Source organism: Marinibactrum halimedae (assembly GCF_021234875.1).
Taxonomy (GTDB): domain Bacteria; phylum Pseudomonadota; class Gammaproteobacteria; order Pseudomonadales; family Cellvibrionaceae; genus Marinibactrum; species Marinibactrum halimedae.
In genome coordinates, this window is sequence record NZ_JAJQVM010000014.1 from 38,905 (window position 1) to 55,463 (window position 16,559).

The 16,559-nt window shown below is 47.2% G+C and carries 16 protein-coding genes; 8 read left to right on the forward strand and 8 right to left on the reverse strand.

Going from position 1 to position 16,559, the window contains the following annotated elements; translation table 11 throughout:
* Window position 1: 1 nt before the first annotated feature.
* Both tatB and tatC read left to right on the forward strand, forming a co-directional pair.
* Entirely contained in the window at window positions 2–517 is a 516-nt protein-coding gene (gene tatB / locus LU351_RS09765; protein WP_232593886.1) for a Sec-independent protein translocase protein TatB, read from the forward strand.
* Between the two features lie 30 nt (window positions 518–547).
* On the forward strand, window positions 548–1,366 hold the full coding sequence (gene tatC / locus LU351_RS09770) for a twin-arginine translocase subunit TatC (RefSeq protein ID WP_232593887.1): 819 nt from the start codon (window positions 548–550) through the stop codon (window positions 1,364–1,366).
* Between the two features lie 52 nt (window positions 1,367–1,418).
* Here tatC and LU351_RS09775 read toward each other — a convergent pair whose 3' ends face one another.
* The 4 genes from LU351_RS09775 to pip all read right to left on the reverse strand — a co-directional run bounded on the left by LU351_RS09775 (window position 1,419) and on the right by pip (window position 4,946).
* Window positions 1,419–1,673, reverse strand: coding sequence for a hypothetical protein (locus tag LU351_RS09775; RefSeq protein ID WP_232593888.1), 255 nt, complete (start codon window positions 1,671–1,673; stop codon window positions 1,419–1,421).
* 211 nt (window positions 1,674–1,884) lie between these two features.
* Complete coding sequence (locus LU351_RS09780) at window positions 1,885–3,003, reverse strand: HD domain-containing phosphohydrolase (protein WP_232593889.1); 1,119 nt, start codon at window positions 3,001–3,003, stop codon at window positions 1,885–1,887.
* 377 nt (window positions 3,004–3,380) lie between these two features.
* Window positions 3,381–3,824 (reverse strand): D-aminoacyl-tRNA deacylase, encoded by a 444-nt coding sequence (gene dtd, locus LU351_RS09785; RefSeq protein WP_232593890.1) that lies wholly within the window; start codon window positions 3,822–3,824, stop codon window positions 3,381–3,383.
* Window positions 3,825–3,974: 150 nt separating this feature from the next.
* Window positions 3,975–4,946 carry a prolyl aminopeptidase gene (gene pip / locus LU351_RS09790; RefSeq protein ID WP_232593891.1) on the reverse strand — a complete coding sequence of 324 codons (972 nt, stop codon included), beginning with the start codon at window positions 4,944–4,946 and terminating at the stop codon, window positions 3,975–3,977.
* Between the two features lie 426 nt (window positions 4,947–5,372).
* Between pip and LU351_RS09795 the strand changes: the two genes are divergently transcribed.
* A complete protein-coding gene (locus LU351_RS09795) occupies window positions 5,373–5,792 on the forward strand; it encodes a BLUF domain-containing protein (RefSeq protein WP_232593892.1) in 420 nt (139 codons plus the stop codon).
* A 95-nt stretch (window positions 5,793–5,887) separates the two neighbouring features.
* On the opposite strand, the gene LU351_RS09800 is transcribed toward LU351_RS09795, so the two are convergent.
* Window positions 5,888–6,649, reverse strand: coding sequence for a sulfite exporter TauE/SafE family protein (locus tag LU351_RS09800; protein WP_232593893.1), 762 nt, complete (start codon window positions 6,647–6,649; stop codon window positions 5,888–5,890).
* A 204-nt stretch (window positions 6,650–6,853) separates the two neighbouring features.
* On the opposite strand from LU351_RS09800, the gene LU351_RS09805 reads away from it, so the two are divergent.
* Window positions 6,854–7,033, forward strand: a complete 180-nt coding sequence (locus LU351_RS09805) for a hypothetical protein (protein WP_232593894.1) — start codon at window positions 6,854–6,856, stop codon at window positions 7,031–7,033.
* Between the two features lie 62 nt (window positions 7,034–7,095).
* Here the strand turns inward: LU351_RS09805 and typA are convergent, their stop codons facing one another.
* From typA to thiI, 3 genes are all read right to left on the reverse strand, one after another.
* Window positions 7,096–8,913 (reverse strand): translational GTPase TypA, encoded by a 1,818-nt coding sequence (typA, locus tag LU351_RS09810; protein ID WP_232593895.1) that lies wholly within the window; start codon window positions 8,911–8,913, stop codon window positions 7,096–7,098.
* Window positions 8,914–9,212: 299 nt separating this feature from the next.
* On the reverse strand, window positions 9,213–9,650 hold the full coding sequence (locus LU351_RS09815; protein WP_232593896.1) for a hypothetical protein: 438 nt from the start codon (window positions 9,648–9,650) through the stop codon (window positions 9,213–9,215).
* Between the two features lie 69 nt (window positions 9,651–9,719).
* Entirely contained in the window at window positions 9,720–11,195 is a 1,476-nt protein-coding gene (gene thiI, locus LU351_RS09820) for a tRNA uracil 4-sulfurtransferase ThiI (protein ID WP_232593897.1), read from the reverse strand.
* Window positions 11,196–11,738: 543 nt separating this feature from the next.
* On the opposite strand from thiI, the gene glnA reads away from it, so the two are divergent.
* The 4 genes from glnA to glnG all read left to right on the forward strand — a co-directional run bounded on the left by glnA (window position 11,739) and on the right by glnG (window position 16,513).
* Entirely contained in the window at window positions 11,739–13,145 is a 1,407-nt protein-coding gene (gene glnA, locus LU351_RS09825; RefSeq protein ID WP_232593898.1) for a glutamate--ammonia ligase, read from the forward strand.
* A 188-nt stretch (window positions 13,146–13,333) separates the two neighbouring features.
* Window positions 13,334–13,870 (forward strand): DUF4124 domain-containing protein, encoded by a 537-nt coding sequence (locus LU351_RS09830; protein WP_232593899.1) that lies wholly within the window; start codon window positions 13,334–13,336, stop codon window positions 13,868–13,870.
* Between the two features lie 149 nt (window positions 13,871–14,019).
* Window positions 14,020–15,096: a nitrogen regulation protein NR(II) gene (glnL, locus tag LU351_RS09835; RefSeq protein WP_232593900.1), complete on the forward strand. Its 1,077-nt coding sequence runs from the start codon at window positions 14,020–14,022 to the stop codon at window positions 15,094–15,096.
* Window positions 15,080–16,513, forward strand: coding sequence for a nitrogen regulation protein NR(I) (gene glnG / locus LU351_RS09840; RefSeq protein ID WP_232593901.1), 1,434 nt, complete (start codon window positions 15,080–15,082; stop codon window positions 16,511–16,513). Before glnL ends, glnG begins: the two co-directional genes overlap by 17 nt.
* Window positions 16,514–16,559 lie beyond the last annotated feature (46 nt).

Below are 16,559 nucleotides of genomic sequence, written 5' to 3' on the forward strand. Positions count from 1 at the left end.
AGTGTTTGATATTGGCTTTTTTGAGCTATTGTTAATCGCTATTGTGGGCTTATTGGTGATTGGCCCTGAGCGATTACCGGAGACGGTGCGTACAATTGCCTTGTGGATAGGCCGGCTGCGTCGTGGACTGAGGGATACCCGTGAAGAAATTGAACGCCAGATTGGGGCCGATGACATCCGTCGTCAATTGCACAATGAAGAAGTCTTAAAGCGGTTGGAGGCCACTCGCCAATCCATTCAAAAAAATATTGATGACCCCTTAGGTGGAATAGGCAATACCATTGTGCCGCCTCAAATTCCTCCTAAACCACCCACAGAATCGGATCAAAGCACACCCGTCGATGAAGATGCTCACGGCAGTGACGAAAACGTACCAGATATCAACGAGACACTGCCGGGTCGAAAACCAAAAGAAACACAAGCCACTGCAGAAAACGCCACTGCTACAGATGACACCACTGCTATAAATAACACACCCTCACCTGTGACCGAAACAGAAAGCCGGACACCCAACTAGAACCACAAGCACACTAGGGTAGTGAGCCACTTGGATAATTCAAATTTGGACAATTCAAACAACGACAAAGAACAACCTCTGGTTGCCCATCTCATTGAATTACGGGATCGGTTACTCAGAGCCTTGCTGGCCATTACCGTTGTCTTTGTTGGATTATTTTACTTCGCTAACGACATTTATACCTTTGTGGCGACACCATTACAGAAGTTTCTCCCTGATGGCGCCACCATGATTGCCACAGAAGTGGCGTCCCCCTTTTTTACGCCCTTTAAAATGACGTTGTTCGCCTCGGTATTGTTGGCAATTCCGTTTTTGCTGTATCAATTCTGGGCATTTATCGCGCCAGCACTCTATAAAAACGAGAAACGCATTGCCATTCCATTGCTGATATCCAGCGTGTTGTTGTTCTACCTAGGAATGACATTCGCATACTACGTCGTGTTTCCTCTGGTCTTCGGATTTTTCACCAGCGTGGCGCCCGAGGGGGTGACTGTCATGACGGATATGAGCCATTACTTGGATTTCGTCATCAAACTGTTCTTCGCCTTTGGTTTTGCATTCGAGATTCCCGTTGCCACCGTGATGCTCATTTGGGCCGGCACCGTGACACCAGATTCACTGGCAAAGAAACGCCCTTACGTATTGGTATCGTGCTTTGTGGTGGGAATGCTACTCACACCACCAGATGTGATTTCTCAAGCATTATTGGCCGTACCCATGTGGCTCTTGTTTGAAGTGGGTGTTTTTATGGGGCGATTTATCTCACCCCGTAACGGCGGCAACGATGATATCGATGACCCAAACGAAAACGATCATATCGATTCAGAAAAGGCCAATCCTTCACATTAGCGCTTGAGCAACATTAGCGCTTGGGCAACATTAACACTTGAGCACCATTAGTTCAGACTAACCCAAGCATCAGCAGCGCGCACCCTAACCCCGCCGCAACAAGGGGTTCTCGCAAACTGCGCTGCTGATCAGGATCTCGCTCATTCTTCAACTGAAAAAAGGCATAAAGGTAGGCCAACGGTGGTAAAAACAGCGTTACCAACCCTGATGTTTCATCTTTAGAAAATGCCCCCCATAACATTTGCACCCAACTAACTAGCAACAAAATACAGGCCAATACCATCATCATCGCTGAAAAAGGCTCCATAGATCACTCCCCTCGTAATGAAATGAAAACAATTGTTAAACAACGACACAGATAAAACGTAAACTGCTGACAAATAAACAGACAGTCAGTCCGTCAGTAAGTAAGTAAGTAAGTAAGTAACAGACAATAAGCAATAGATAGTAGGCAATAGATAGTAAGCAAAGGCTGACCGATAAAAACGATCGTAAGCAAACTGAGTGTAAGCGAATTGCTAATGAGGCCTTAACTCAAATTGTGGTAACCCTACCCGTTGTCGACTCTCGATAACGTTATCAATGATTTTTTCAAACGCATCAACAATAGAGGGATCAAACTGCATACCGGCACGATCGCGCAGATAACTCAAAGCACGAGACACCTTCCAAGCTTGTTTGTATGGGCGATTTGAAGTCAGCACCTCAAACACATCACACACCGCCACGATCCGCCCAAACAAAGGAATATCCTCCCCGACCAACCCCCTTGGGTAACCACTGCCATCCCAGTGCTCATGATGACTACGAGCAATAGTGCTGGCTGCCTCCAAAATCTCTGCATCCCACTGACCAAGCACATCGACTGCCAAATCTGGCTGGTCTTTCATCACATCCCATTGAGCTTTACTGTAACGGCTCTGATTCATCAATAAGGTATCCGTTGCCGCTATTTTGCCTATATCGTACATGCCGCTGGCCTGCTTCAGCACTTTACAAACCTGCTCATTTAAGCCGATTTGCTTACCCACTAATGCAGCCATTTGACCAATACGATCCACATGCTGCGGAGCATTCACATAACGTTGATCGGCAGCATTGGCCAAACATTCCACTAACTTCATTTGGGTTTCATGCAAGGCTTGAGTCCGATCACTGACGGTATTTTCCAACTCCATATTCTGGTGCTGCAAACGCTTGTGCAACATTCTCACTTCCAGAATATTGCGCACTCGAGGCACCAACTGCTCCGGTTGGCAAGGCTTGGACACAAAATCCTGAGCCCCCATTGACAAACACTTCAAATGCACACCGGCGTCTTCATCCGCCGTCAACACAACAACAGGGATATAGTCATCACGGTGTTCTTTTTGCAATTGCGCCATGACGTCATAGCCATCCCATACCGGCATATGCAAATCGAGAAGGATGAGATCATAATCATTACTGCGATACAGCGCTTTCACAGCACCGGGGTCAATGGTGGTATCAATAAAACGAAAGCCTTCATTGCGAAGCACTTTTTCCACCACAGCAATATCGACAGGGTTGTCGTCCACAATCAAAATTCGACCGGACAGCAAATCAACGGAAATGGATGGCTGAGAATCCTTCAGCTCTAACTCTTGTTCACTCATAGACCCGGGGCTCCTGCAGTTTTTAAGGCTGCTGTCTGTGAAGTATAGACTTAAGAATGAGTACTACAGAATCAACACTACGGAATCAACACTACGGCAATAAGCCAATCTCGTGTACACAAAAGTAAATGAACAAAAACACTGAGATTTTTTCTTTTTGAAATACCCATCTCAATATATTTGCGAATTCAAGATACAACGTAACGAAGAATTGTCGAGAAAAAAACGCCAACTTGAGAAAATTGGCGCGAAGACGATCTTGTGCATCGCAGCAAAAAAAGATTACAAATAACAATTTAATCATTTCTCAAGTTATCTTAAGAAATGATGATAATCGTAAAAGGAAGGAGAGGAAGAGAAAGAAAAGGCAACAATGGTTACAACTGTGTTTCCAATAGGAAAGTCACGGGGCCATCATTGACTAAACTGACTTGCATATCCGCTGCGAAAATTCCCGTCTCAACAATGGCGTGCTTTACCCGTAATTCCGATACGGTGTAGTCATACAATGCTTTGGCAATATCAGGTGGTGCCGCAGTTGAAAACCCCGGTCGAGTACCTTTGCGTGTATCTGCGGCTAACGTAAATTGTGATACCACCAAAAGACCACCGTTGATGTCTGTGATATTCAGGTTCATTTTGTCGTCTTCATCAGGGAAAATACGCAAAGCCAGCAACTTTTTTATTAGCTTATCCGCATCCGCTTTTGTGTCACCTTTTTCAACACCCAACAACACCAATATCCCTTTCCCAATTTTTCCAACAGATTTGCCAGCAACCGACACCTCCGACTGACTCACCCGTTGCAAAAGTCCTCTCATAATTCCCCCTGACTCGTATGTCAGTTTAATAAAGATTGCCAATTAAATTATTGGGCGCACACAACACTCAAGTGCATCACCCAAAAGAAGATAAAAACCAAGGAAGGTAAAACAGGAATCATGTGCCTTAAAAGGCACATCAAAACCGCATCACGCCGGGTTTAAATAGTCATCTGCATAGCGACGAGCCATTTCTTTGGTTGCCCTAACCAAAGCATCAACAATGCCGGGTTCACGTGAAGCGTGGCCTGCATCACGAATAATATTCAACTCTGAACTCATCCATTGATTATGCAACTCCATTGCATTATCCAAAGGGCAAATCATGTCGTAACGACCGTGGACAATAATACCGGGTATGCCTTCAATTTTATCGATATTTTCCAGTATTTGGTTTTCTCTAATAAAACCTTTATTAACAAAATAATGCGTCTCAATGGCCGCCAAACTCACTGCAGTATGTGGATCGGTAAAGTGGCCTAACACATCATGGCAAGGGCGTAATGTCGCGCATTGCCCTTCCCACATAGACCACGCTTTTGCAGCTGCCATTTTGGCCAGCTCATTCGGCCCAGTAAGAACATTGTGATAAGCCTGAATAAAATCGTCATGCTCAGAGGGAGGAATGGGTTTAATAAACTCTTTCCAATAATCTGGAAAGACATGCGAGGCACCGCCTTGATAAAACCATTTCAAATCTCTTTCACGGCACAAAAATACACCTCGCAAAATTAACCCTAACACCCGATCAGGATTGGATTGCGCATACAACAAACTAAGAGTAGCGCCCCAACTGCCTCCAAATAAAATCCACTTTTCGACACCTAAGTGCACTCTTACGGCTTCCATGTCGGCAATTAGCATAGTGGTGGTGTTATCTTCTAACTCGGCATGAGGGGTAGAACGCCCCGCCCCGCGCTGATCAAGGAGAATAATTCGATACTTTTCAGGGTCAAAATAACAGCGATCATGATGAGTGCAACCGCCCCCAGGCCCACCATGGACGACAAGAACAGGAATACCGTCTGGGTTACCACACTCTTCCACATACAAATTATGCAGATCAGAAACCGCCAATAATTCATGGCGATAAGGCTTTATTTCTGGATAAAGTACTTGCATTCATTAGACCCAATCGTTTTTGTCATCATTTTACGGCAAGCGCAACCGCAAATATTCGTTATAAAAATATCGATAATCGGAGACATAAACCAAAATCATGTTCCGATTAACAATTTTACGCACCCAATGGATATCAGAAGGAGGATAGTGGTCGTTATTCAATCAGAGACGTCATTCTCGAAACAACAATTTGTTCAGTGTAGCAGCCTTAAGCCTTTCGCAGATGATGAGGATCAATCAATACTCACCGACTTCATTTCGGTAAACAACGACGAAAAAAGCGCAAAACTCCCCCAATAAATGGAGGAGCTTGCCTATACTCAACCCAACGTTTGCTCAATTCAACGTCTGTGTTCCAGAACTTGTTATCCAAACTGCCATCTTTCACATAAGCCACATGACGAACGCTGCCTAAGGAGTGACACAATGTTCCTGACACGATTAGTGTACGCCAGCAAAAAATCACCTAAATTTTGCAGTTCAGACATTGATGATATTCTCGAAACTGCACGCAAGCATAATGGCTCTTTAGGCATTACAGGGTTGCTGTGCTTTAATCGGCAATACTTTTTACAAGCACTCGAAGGCCCGCGCTCTGCCATCAATTCGACTTACTATCGCATCACCCAAGACAAACGCCACAGCGATATGCTGATTTTATCTTACGAAGAGATTAGAGAGCGTAATTATGGGTCTTGGAATATGGGGTATGTTCCTGAGTCCAGTTTGACCGCCCCTCAAACCTTGAAATATTCCATTGGGTCCGAATTTGACCCTTTTTCTATGAGTAGCAAGAGTGCGTGCATGCTGCTCAATGACTTGAGTAAAACCGTACCCATTATCTAAAAAACAAGATCCAAAAAACCAAGGTCTAAAAACCAAAGTCTAAAAACCAAACATGGATGCACAGCTCACACGAAAACACTCATACCGTGCTTTATTTAGCCTGACACTAGCGCAAACCCACTGGCAACAATAGTGAGTGCTAATAATATCCACTTCATGGCCTTTGGGCTGATCGAAATAGCCACCTTAACGCCCAATTGAGCGCCAATCACCGCCCCTACGGCAAGTACGATACCAGGAACCCAAGCCACCTGATCTCGGGCAATAAAAATGCCCAACGCCAGCAACGTAAATACACCAGCACACAACATCTTTAGAGCATTTGCACGCACAAGGTCATATCGTAAGCCACCAGCGATAGCGGCAAGAAGAATAAATCCCACTCCGGCTTGCACAAAGCCTCCGTAAAACCCGGCCAAAACCAACGTCCACCATGCTTTGCGACTTTCATTAAGGTTTCTTGGTTCCGTTCCGGGCTCTACCACTACGGTTCCTGGGCGCAGTACAATCAATAACGACATCGCAATCATAGAGCCGAGCAACGTTGGCTTAAGCCACTGTTCGGGAAGATAAGATGCCAGTGCCGCACCAAAAGCACCTCCAATCAATGTGGGGACCAATATGGGTGGAGCGCTTTCTACTGGTAATTTTCCTTTACGCCAAAACCCTGAAACCCCACTAATACACTGCATCAACACCCCAACACGATTCGTGGCGTTGGCCACATCCGCAGGTAAGCCCATTACCATCAATGCCGGCAACGTCAGATTCGTTCCACCACCAGCGAGAGTATTAATCACTCCAGCAACGATGCCTGTTCCCACCAATAAAACCACCATCCACAACGACAAATCCATACCGCACCTTTCAGACTCATTTAAAATTCAGAAATCTTTCTTCTCCAGCTTCATCCATTTAACCGCTCAAAGAAATAAACAAAAAAGCTTTTATCCACGTAAGATATATCTCACATAAAAATTCGCCTTTGACCAATGGGATAAACTTTTGAGGCTGATAAACTGCGCCCCAGATTGAAACAAGGAATCACGGAGAGATAAAAAATGGATACTTATCTTGCAAGCTCGAGAAACAAATGTCTGGATCAAATTCGACACGAACTGGCGCTAGAACTGGAAAAAATCGTTGAACCTTCACTGTCTGAACTTTTGCCAGAAGTGACTTTCATTGATGACGACATTTCAGAACAGCCAGACACCAGCAATCAATACATCGAACAATAAATAGCCTCTCGGCTTACACAACAAACATAAAAAACGCTGCTCATGGCAGCGTTTTTTATTACTTACTTCTTCGCGCGTTTACGCTCGTTTTCAGTCAATAGCTTTTTCCGAAGACGGATACTTTCCGGCGTCACTTCAACCAGTTCATCGTCCTCAATAAATTCCAATGCTTGTTCAAGCGTGTGCTTAATGGGTGGTGTCAGCGTTAACGCCTCATCGGTTCCTGCCGCACGAACGTTAGTCAGCTGCTTAGCCTTGGTTGGGTTTACCACCAAGTCATTTGCACGAGAATGGATACCGACAATCTGTCCTTCATAAATATCCACACCATGGCCTAAGAATAAACGACCACGATCTTGCAAGCTGTACAAAGCGTAAGCCAAGGTCTTACCCTTCACCATACTGACCAACACACCGTTCTGACGTTTCGCCACTTCACCTTCCTTCACAGGACCATAGTGATCGAACACGCTGGTCATGATGCCGGAACCCGAAGTCAGTGTGAGGAACAAGCCACGGAAACCAATCAACCCGCGTGAAGGAACAACGAATTCCAAACGCACACGGCCTTTGCCGTCTGGCTCCATGTTGGTCATTTCCGCCTTACGCAAGCCCAGCTCTTCCATTACGGCGCCTTGATGCTGTTCTTCCACATCAATGACAACCGCTTCGTAAGGTTCATGGATTTCACCGTCCACTTCTTTTTGAACCACTTCTGGGCGAGAAACACCCAGTTCAAAACCTTCGCGGCGCATAGTTTCAATCAGTACTGACAAGTGCAGCTCACCACGGCCAGAAACGATGAACTTATCAGCACTATCGCCCTGCTCAACACGTAACGCTACATTGTGGATAAGTTCTTGATCCAGACGTTCTTTGATATTGCGTGAGGTGACGAACTTACCTTCTTTACCGGCAAACGGTGAGTCGTTCACCATAAAGGTCATGCTCACTGTTGGCTCGTCAACGGACAACTCTGGTAAAGACTCGACATTTTCTGGGTCACACAAGGTGTCGGAGATGCTCAGCTTGTCGATACCATTAATACAAACAATATCACCAGCGGACGCTAATTCAGTGTCGATACGATCTAAGCCTAAGTAGCCTTTTACGTTCAGCACTTTACCTTTACGGGTTTCACCATTGGCCGAGGCCACGACGACTTGTTGGCCGGGCTTCAACTGACCACGCGTAATTCGACCAACACCAATAACACCAACGTAGCTGTCATAATCGAGTGCGGAAACCTGCATTTGGAAGGGAGCGTCTGGGTCAACATCTGGCGTCGGAACACGATCGACAATCATTTGGTATAACGGCGTCATGTCTTCGGCCATATCACTAGGGTCTTCACCGGCAATACCGTTGATCGCAGAGGCGTAGATAACCGGGAAATCTAACTGCTCGTCTGTGGCTCCCAAGTTATCGAAAAGATCAAACACCTGATCCATGACCCAATCTGGACGCGCTCCAGGGCGGTCAATCTTATTGATGACCACAATCGGTTTTAATCCGCGCTCAAAGGCTTTAGACGTCACAAAACGAGTTTGTGGCATAGGGCCGTCCACTGCATCGACCAGCAACAATACGGAATCTACCATCGACAAAACACGCTCAACCTCACCACCGAAATCGGCGTGTCCTGGGGTATCGACGATATTGATACGATAATCATTCCAATTAATGGCGGTATTTTTCGCCAAAATGGTGATGCCACGCTCTTTTTCTTGGTCGTTCGAATCCATGATGCGCTCTGCACCTTCGTCTTTACGATCAAGGGTTCCGGACTGACTGAGGAGTTTATCAACCAACGTAGTTTTACCGTGGTCAACGTGTGCAATGATGGCAACATTGCGTAACTTGCTGATTACATTCGACATTTACTTAAAACCTGTGAAATTACGGAATCGCCGCGCGAGTATGGCAGGGAGGTTATAGAAAACACTCACTGCTAAATGGCGGCGGTCGCCACTGCGAGCGTTTCATCACTACTGGCAATGCTTGGGCGGATGGCGGCGCATTATACCTAAAACTGGCCAATGACCTACAAGTGTCTCGCACTTGATGTAAAACATGACAATGATCAAGGCTTCCTGCGGGAATATAGCCTATTGAGAAGGCATGTCACCCACATGACAACGTTTAACCCGCTCGCGATATTCTACTGTAAAAACCCGCTTTAAAATCCGAATGGGTTGCCACTAGGCACCAGTTTCCGGCCACCCTCTTCGGTAAACTTCTGCTCACTCAAGGTAAACTCGGCAACACGCCCATTGCTCGCCTTCACTTTGCAGAAAACGTAGTTATTGGTGATAGAGGTGCCCTTCTTGAGATTAGCGGTAAGAAATACTAAGAACGCTTTTTTACTTTCATCAAAGCGGGAAGAGAGATTATCCATCGCGTGTCCCATCAGCTGCTTGCCCGCCTTGCGTTTTAACTTCTCTTCACAAGCGAAAAGTGCATCGGTCATGGTCACATTTTTATAACCACCGCTGTCGCCAGCGTCGCCATCAAGTGCTCCGGTGCGCTGTAGGTAAACGGTGGTCGAAACTGCTGCTGCAATCAAGAGCACCACAGCCGTCACGACAATAATGGTGTCTCGTGTTTTATCCGCCATCGTAGAAAGCCTCGTAAACGATCTTTCAGTAATAGCACATCTCCATCAATCACCGCGCATTTGAGAGGGTTAATCGGTTTTTGGCCGATAAACGCCGACGTTATGATTACCCTCTTCCACAATCTGAGAAGCGTGTAATTTGCTCATCACACCTTTCTTGCAATAAAGAAGATATTGCTGATCAGACGGTAACGATGGCCATTCGGTATGCAAGCGGTAAAACGGAATGTGTAAACACTCATCAAGGCGCAGAGGCTCAGCTTCCTGTTCGTCGGGGTGACGAACATCAATGACCTGGGCACCTGTGGGAACATAACTGAATTCATCCACACCCACTGCTTCGCCAATGCCCTCCATCACTTTATCAATGGATTCCACTTTACGATTGGCAACGGCCGCGTCTAATGTGGCGAAGTCAAAATGCTCTTCCACTGCTTCAATCACCTCAAGCTTCGCACGAGTAGTGGGGCGCTTAGAAATCACACCACAATATTCCGGCATATTGGCGGCGAATACTTCCGTACCAATCGTTCGAGACAGCGCGATGATGTCACCCTTATCAGTCGTGATCAGCGGACGCATGGTCAATACATCACAGACTTTATCAATCACCGCTAAATTAGGAATGGTTTGGCTAGACACCTGCGCCACACTCTCCCCCGTGACGACAGCTTGAAAGTGCATCTCTTCCGCCACTTTACTGGCAGCACGCATCATCATTCTTTTTAAGACAACCCCCATCTGGCTATTAGGAATCTTATGAAGAATCTCGCCAACCACCGGCTCAAAGGGGACCGTGACAAACTTCACCAAATGAGACGATGCGTATTTGCTCCATAAATAGTACGCCACCTCTTTCACACCAATCTCATGAGCACGCCCACCAAGATTGAAAAAGCAGAAGTGCGTTCGTACCCCTCGTTTCATCGTAAGATAACTGGAGACCGTGGAATCAAAACCGCCCGAAATCAAGGATAATACGGGGTCTTGACTGCCCAAGGGGTATCCGCCGATTCCTGGTCGCTGCACTTTCACGATGTACAAGCGGTCATGTTTTACTTCCATTCGAACTTCTACATCAGGATTTTTAAGCTTTACGCCCGCAGCGTTGCTGTTTTGATTCAAACCGCCGCCCACATACCGCTCCAGCTCGACAGATGAGAAAGGATGATCGCCATGACGCTTCACCCGCACACAGAATGTTTTATTCTCAAGCGCACTCGCCCACTGTGCGTGAGTCTTCTCATAAATATCATGCATGTCGGAAAAAGTGGTTTGCTCAACTTCGGAGAAGAAGGCAATACCCGGTGTATTGGATAAGACATCGATCACCTGTGAAGTCTTAGCCGCAATTTGTGCGTCAGATAACGCTTCTGGCCATTCGACAAACACATCAATCTTCTCAAAGTCTTTCTTTACCACGATGCTTTCTTCGATGGGCCTTAACAGCAAACGTAGATTGTCTTTCAGGATTTTAATAAAGCGCTTACGAACCGGTGGGCTCTTGATAATAATTTCTGGAAATAACTTAACGATAAAGTGCATAGCAAACCCTAAAACCGAGCGGGCGGATGAATGTTGGCCTATAACTATTTTGGTTCAAGAGAACAGTTTTGGCCCGAGAGAACCGCACTGATCCAAAAGAACCCGCTTGACCCGAGATAACCAATGCCAATTCAGGCCAGATGTCGGGCTAAGTGTCACAAAGGGGCGTGATTATAGAGTAATCAACGGCTCGATAGCGACCTCGCCCCAGAATTAATCTTACTAAGCAACCATCAGACAATAACGAACCAAAACTGTGCAAAAAGATAAATTCAGCACTACTTTTGCGCCCAAAAGAGGAGCTAGGCATTTTATACCTGATCGTTTGTACTGACAGGAGTCGTAACAGTAGTACAGAGCGTTCTATACTGACGTGTTTTGGAATCTATATGGTATAAATATTGCTTACTTATGGAGCACTCGTGTGATGGTTGGGGCCATTCAACGCTTATTCTTCAGAGCCAATAGCCGTAAACCTAGTAACCGTAAACCTATAAATACAACACTAACATTCATTCTGGCGCAGCCATTTTGGAGGATTTCATGTCAGAGCAAACTCTGAATCTCATCAAAGAAAACGAAGCCAAGTGGGTTGACCTCCGCTTTACCGACACAAAAGGTAAAGAGCAACATGTCACCATCCCTGCTACTGAAGTAGACGAAGGCTTCTTCACCGAAGGTAAAATGTTCGATGGTTCTTCTATCGCCGGCTGGAAGGGCATCAACGAATCCGACATGATCCTTATGCCAGATGACAGCACCAGCTTCATGGATCCGTTCACCGATGAGTCTACTGTGATTCTGCGCTGCTCTATCGTTGAGCCATCTACTGGCGAAGGCTACAACCGCGACCCTCGCTCTATCGCTCAGCGTGCTGAAGCTTACTTACAATCAACTGGTCTTGGCGATGCAGCGTTCTTCGGTCCAGAACCCGAATTCTTCGTTTTTGATGACATCAAGTGGGGCGCAGATATGTCTGGCGCGTTCTACAAAATCAATTCAGAAGAAGCGGCATGGGAATCTGGCAGTGAAATCGCCGATGGCAACATGGGGCACCGCCCAGGCGTAAAAGGTGGATACTTCCCTGTTCCGCCTGTTGACTCCCTTCACGACATTCGTGGCGCGATGTGTAACGCCATGGAAGCCATGGGCTTAGAAATTGAAGTCCATCACCATGAAGTGGGTACCGCTGGTCAGTGTGAAATCGGTGTTGGCGCAAACACCTTGACCAAGAAAGCCGACGAAGTCCAAATCTTGAAATACGCTGTACACAATGTTGCTCACGCTTACGGCAAAACCGCAACCTTCATGCCTAAGCCTTTGGTTGGCGATAACGGTAACGGCATGCACGTCCACCAATCTTTCGTGAAAGACGGTGTTAACCAGTTTGCCGGCGATGCGTACGCAGGCCTATCTGAAACCGCGCTGTACTACATCGGCGGTATCATCAAGCACGCCAAAGCATTGAATGCGTTCTGTAACGCCTCTACCAACTCTTATAAGCGTTTGGTTCCTGGCTTCGAAGCGCCAGTTATCTTGGCTTACTCTGCTCGTAACCGTTCTGCGTCTATCCGTATTCCTTACGTGTCCAGCCCGAAAGGCAAGCGTATCGAAACTCGCTTCCCAGACAGCACCGCTAACCCATACTTGGCGTTCGCTGCATTGCTGATGGCAGGCCTTGACGGCGTTAAGAACAAGATCCACCCTGGCGATTCTGCGGATAAAGACTTGTACGACCTTCCTGCTGAAGAGTTGGCGGAATACCCAACTGTTTGCTCTTCTTTCGAAGAAGCTTTGGCCTCTTTGGACGCTGACCGCGACTTCTTGAAAGAAGGCGGTGTTTTCGATGATGACATGATCGATGCGTACATCGAGCTGAAGAGCGAAGAAGTCGAAACTCTGAACATGACCACTCACCCTGTTGAGTTCAGCATGTACTACAGCGTTTAATCCGCTCCCAGTTTTCCGCGCTAACACAGACTTTCTCGCATCGCTGCGAAAGTTCGCTCTATGAAACGCGGTAAAGCACACAAAACCCCAGACCGTTATCGTTCTGGGGTTTTTATTTTTTAGCGTCTGGATTACGCTAATCTGCAGAAACCTTAATGAAAGAAACGATTAAGACAGCAGGTTAGCCAATGAGAATAGGAAAGATAAAAACAACAATGCTCTTAGGCAGCTTAGGGTTAGGAATATGCACAAACCTCATCGCACAGCCCCCCATCTATAAAACGGTGGACGAAAACGGCAATATTACTTACTCAGATAACCCGCCAGACAAAGATTCCAAGCCATATCAACTGCCCAGCATTAATTCTCAACCTGCGCACAGCACTGAAGGCTTCCCTAAAGCTCGTGAAAAAACCACTACGCAGGCGACTGAAAATTATTATATTTCCATCGCCAGTCCAGCGGATGATCAAGCCATTCCTCCTGGCCAACTTTCCGTCAGTATCGTGGGCAGCATTGAACCTGCTCCGAAAGAAGCATTGACCTTTGAACTGGTGGTTGATGGAAGCGTGGCACTCACCGGCTCCAGCCCAACGTTTGTTCTATCTCCATTGCTACGGGGCACTCACATCGCCTCCATTAGAGCCATCGATAAAGACGGCAATCTTGTTACCGCCTCAAATAACATCACCTTTCACGTCATACGACCAAATGTGTCCAATTAGCGCACCCAATTGGTGCGTGCACCAAATTAAAGCAAAATAACGCCATTCAACATAACACCTAATGAAAACGTCACCGTGTTAGGGCATACCGGTGCTTTGGTTTATTTTTTGCTACACAGAGAGATCAATAATCTGACTTTCATAACAAAATGGTCTCGACTGCGAATTACAAACAGCTCCTCGACAGCCTAAGCACCTCGGTGGTAGTGGTAAACTCTCATTTAGAGATTACCTATCTCAACCCCACTGCCGAAGCGCTGTTGGCAATTTCTGGCACAAGAATTATTGGCACCAGCATTCTCAATTACTTCGTGGAGTCAGAAGCAGCGGTTAAGTCCATGCAAGATGCTGCGGCACGCAACCACCACTACACCAAACGCCGTGCTGGCTGGCGCCTTCATAATGGCCAAAAGCTAACGGTGGACTATACCGTCACCGCACTGGGTGATGAGCAAGGCTTAGCCATTGAAATCCAACCTCTGGATCGTTTGTTGCGCATCAGCCGCGAAGAAGCCTTGATTTCAGCACAGGAAACCACTCGTAACCTGGTGAGAGGCATGGCCCATGAAATCAAGAACCCGCTCGGGGGTATCCGAGGTGCCGCCCAATTACTCTCACGAGAACTGCCTTCCGAAGAGTTAAGTGAATACACTACCGTCATCATCGAAGAGGCTGATCGTCTTCGCAATTTGGTCGATCGAATGCTCGGCCCTCGGCAACTGCCTAATTGGTCGTATTTGAATATTCACGAAGTATTGGAGCGAGTCAGCACCCTCATTACTGCCGAAAGCGATGGCAAAGTGACCCTGACGAGAGATTATGACCCCAGTATCCCAGAGCTCCCAGGGGATCGTGAACTCTTGATTCAAGCCACGTTGAACATCGTTCGCAATGCCATGCAGGCATTGAATGAAGCCAATACAGAGAACCCAAGTATCTCGCTGTGCACACGAATTCAACGGCAATTTACGATTGGCCGTGACAACCACCCACTTGTGTGCCGAGTAGACGTCCGCGACAACGGCCCAGGCATTGCCCCCGAAATTATCGAAGATATTTTTTACCCCATGATCTCAGGCCGCGCCGAAGGCACCGGACTTGGACTCGCCATTTCACAACAGCTGATCAATCAACATAACGGCTTGATTGAGTGCGAAAGCCGCCCCGGCAACACCGTTTTCTCCCTTTATATTCCAATGGAACACAGTCATGCAGAAGCCAAATAACGTATGGATCATTGACGATGACCGCTCCATCCGCTGGGTGTTAGAGAAGTCTTTGCAACAGGCAGGGATCGAGACTACCTGTTTTGATTCGGGCGATGCCGCCCTTCATGCCAGCAACAATAAGCTCCCCGATGCCATTCTCAGTGATATTCGTATGCCTGGTATTGATGGCCTGGCACTGCTTGAACAACTTCACCTCAAACACCCCCACTTACCCATCATCATCATGACGGCGCATTCCGACTTAGACAGCGCTGTCGCCGCATATCAAGGTGGGGCTTTTGAGTACCTTCCCAAACCCTTTGACGTTGACGAAGCCCTTGCCGTTACCCAACGAGCGCTCGCCCATGCCGAAGAGCAAAGTCAAATTGAAGAAGACACCCCCCCAGAAACGGACAACTCTGGTGGGGATATCATCGGCGAAGCACCGGCAATGCAAGAAGTGTTTCGCGCTATTGGGCGGCTTTCTCAGTCCAACATTACCGTATTGATCAATGGAGAGTCCGGCACAGGTAAAGAACTGGTCGCCCGCGCCCTGCATGAGCACTCCCCACGCCGCCAGCAACCGTTCATTGCCCTCAATATGGCGGCCATTCCCCGTGATTTGATTGAGTCAGAGCTATTCGGTCATGAAAAAGGCGCATTCACCGGCGCAGGCGGACAACGCCAAGGGCGATTTGAGCAAGCCAACGGCGGAACACTCTTTTTAGATGAAATCGGCGATATGCCAGCGGACACACAAACTCGGTTGCTGCGAGTTCTTGCCGACGGCGAGTTTTATCGCGTTGGCGGGCACACTCCTGTCAAAGTCGATGTTCGAATCATTGCCGCGACCCATCAAAATCTAGAAGGATTGGTAGCCGATAACCGATTCCGTGAAGATTTATTCCACCGCTTGAATGTGATTCGTATTCATATTCCGAAGTTATCAGACCGACGCGAAGACATACCGAAACTGACACAGCATTTCTTCCAGAAAGCAGCCTCAGAACTTGGTGTAGAACCCAAAGTATTGTTGCCCGAGACGGAAAAGTATCTCTGCAATATTGCCTGGCCTGGTAACGTACGGCAGTTGGAAAACACCTGCCGCTGGATTACCGTCATGGCTTCAGGAAGAGAGGTGCATGTTCAGGATTTACCACCAGAGTTGATGGAACATAACCACGAGGTAGAACCCTCCAATGACTGGAATAAAGCCCTACGTCATTGGGCAGACCAAGCCCTGTCACGGGGGCAAAGCAATATTTTGTCTGAGGCAGTACCGGTGTTTGAGCGCGCGCTTATTGAAACAGCGCTAAAGCACACTGCGGGACGTAAACGGGACGCCGCGAACTTACTGGGCTGGGGGCGGAATACGCTCACACGCAAACTGAAAGAATTAGGGATGACCGACAGCAGCAGTGACGATGATGAGTAATTTGTCTATCTAAAAAGGCGAACTAAAGTGAGCTGAATCAATAACA